We start from the raw sequence: 2,055 nt of genomic DNA, 5'->3' as shown, positions 1-2,055 counted from the left end.
CGCTGACCGCTGACCGCTGACCGCTGACCGCTGACCGCTGACCGCTGACCGCTGAATGCTTACGATTATCGGTATAGTATTAAGAGCGACGGATAGCCTGTCAATAATTGCTGCTTTATTTTCTGGCTGGTAGAATAACACCCTTCAAGGGCTGTGTGGGAGTTAATGAATGAAACCCTTATTTAAGGATACGCTGGCATGGGAACAAGCTCAACTGCTGATGCAACCAACGTTTATTCGTATAATAGACCAAATTGGGCGACAGTTGGAGCCAACAAACTGGAAAGTCACCTATCAAAACGTTACTACACCCATACCGGGCTATGAGATGTGTTTGGCACATCAAGATACAACAGTCGCCATTAATATATGGGATTTGTGTTTCCAAGTCTGTTTTCGTGACTATAAGCCAACCCACTCTGAATTAGACACTCAGCCAGTAGACATTGACCCAATGCTGATTGATCAGGCTGGTGAGGTGGATTGGCAGTGTCTAGATGCAAAAGCCAAACAGCTAGTAGAAGACGTTGTGGCAGGATTGCCACTGATAGATTAGACCTCTTGCAAAAGTATTTTTCTGATAGTGTTTACCTCAATTATTGTCCACTGTTCCCTGTTCCCTGTTCCCTGTTCCCGACTTCTGCAAGAAGTCTATTCTAATGACAAATGACCAATATCAAAAATCGCTAGATGTCCAGCGCCTGGCTGGGGCAACGTTTGAGTCGGTGGGTTCACGGATGATTCCAGTAAGCTTTGGCAATGATAGCGCAGGTATTGAAGCAGCCCGTAATGGAGTTGCCTTGGTGGATTGTTGCCATTGGGGGTTGATCAAAGTATCTGGTGATGACCGACTACGCTATCTACACAATCAAAGCACCAATGACTTCCAAACACGACAGCCAGGCCAAGGCTGTGAGACGGTTTTTGTTACATCTACAGCTCGTACTATCGACATAGCTACTGCGTATATCTTAGCAGATGCGGTGCTATTGCTAGTTTCTCCAAATTGCCGCCAGCAGATCATGGAGTGGCTGGATCGTTATATCTTTCCCATGGATAGAGTGGAATTGCAGGATGTATCGGATCACCATGCTGTTTTCTCCTTGATTGGACCGGTTAGTGATAGCCTCTTAACAGGCTTGGGTGTGGAAATATCAGGAGAAGATGCTAGTCACCAGCAACTGATGCTCGGGGATAATCAAGTCCGCATTGCTGTAGGGAGTGGGTTGGCAATGCCTGGATATACTCTAATTTGCCCTGCCGAGAATGCTGCCCAGGTTTGGCAAACCTTAACCACAGCAGGAGCAATCCCCATAGGCGATCGCGTTTGGGAACAGTTGCGTATCCAACAGGGACGCCCTGCGCCTGGTCATGAACTCACAGAAGATTACAATCCTCTTGAAGCAGGTTTGTGGCAAACCATTTCCTTTAGCAAAGGCTGTTACATTGGTCAAGAAACCATTGCGCGCTTGAATACCTACAAAGGAGTTAAGCAACGACTATGGGGTATCCGCTTAAGTGCTCCTACTGACCTAGGGAGCGCCATCACCGTGGATGGGGAAAAAGTGGGCAAGCTCACCAGTTTGACCGAAACTGACCAGGGAGTCTTTGGTTTAGCCTATATCCGCACTAAGGCTGGTGGTGTAGGGTTAAACGTTATGTTAGGAGACGTCGAAGGGGAAATTGTTGCTGTACCTGGTTTAAGCCATGACTATTATGAGCCGAGCCCTTAGTAATCCCGGACTCTGTAGCTTTTCCTTCGGAAACGTCTTTTGAAAAAAATACGATGCGCGAGCATTCAGCCGCTACGGGATCCCGTAGCAAAGCCAATTAGCTGGCATCGCATAATATCACAAAGGATAAAAATAGACAAGAATCTATATCAACATGCCTATCAGATTAGTATCATAGCTTGTATGATGCTAATCACGAAAACAGAATTTTTTCCCGACTCCCGACTCCCGACTCCCGACTCCCGACTCCCGACTCCCGACTCCCGACTCCCTAAAACCTAAAACCTAAAACCTAAAACCTAAAACCTAAAACCTAAAACCT

2 protein-coding genes are annotated in these 2,055 nt (G+C 46.8%); both read left to right on the top strand.

Annotated elements, in window-relative coordinates; genetic code table 11:
* Window positions 1–169: 169 nt before the first annotated feature.
* Window positions 170–556, top strand: coding sequence for a hypothetical protein (locus AC4II3_RS32560; protein WP_488016752.1), 387 nt, complete (start codon window positions 170–172; stop codon window positions 554–556).
* A gap of 103 nt (window positions 557–659) precedes the next feature.
* Window positions 660–1,733, top strand: coding sequence for a CAF17-like 4Fe-4S cluster assembly/insertion protein YgfZ (gene ygfZ, locus AC4II3_RS32555; RefSeq protein ID WP_488016750.1), 1,074 nt, complete (start codon window positions 660–662; stop codon window positions 1,731–1,733).
* Window positions 1,734–2,055: the final 322 nt, after the last annotated feature.

Source organism: Moorena sp. (assembly GCF_982860115.1).
Note: the sequence above shows the minus strand (reverse complement) of the source record. Positions and strands in the feature narration are given on the sequence as shown.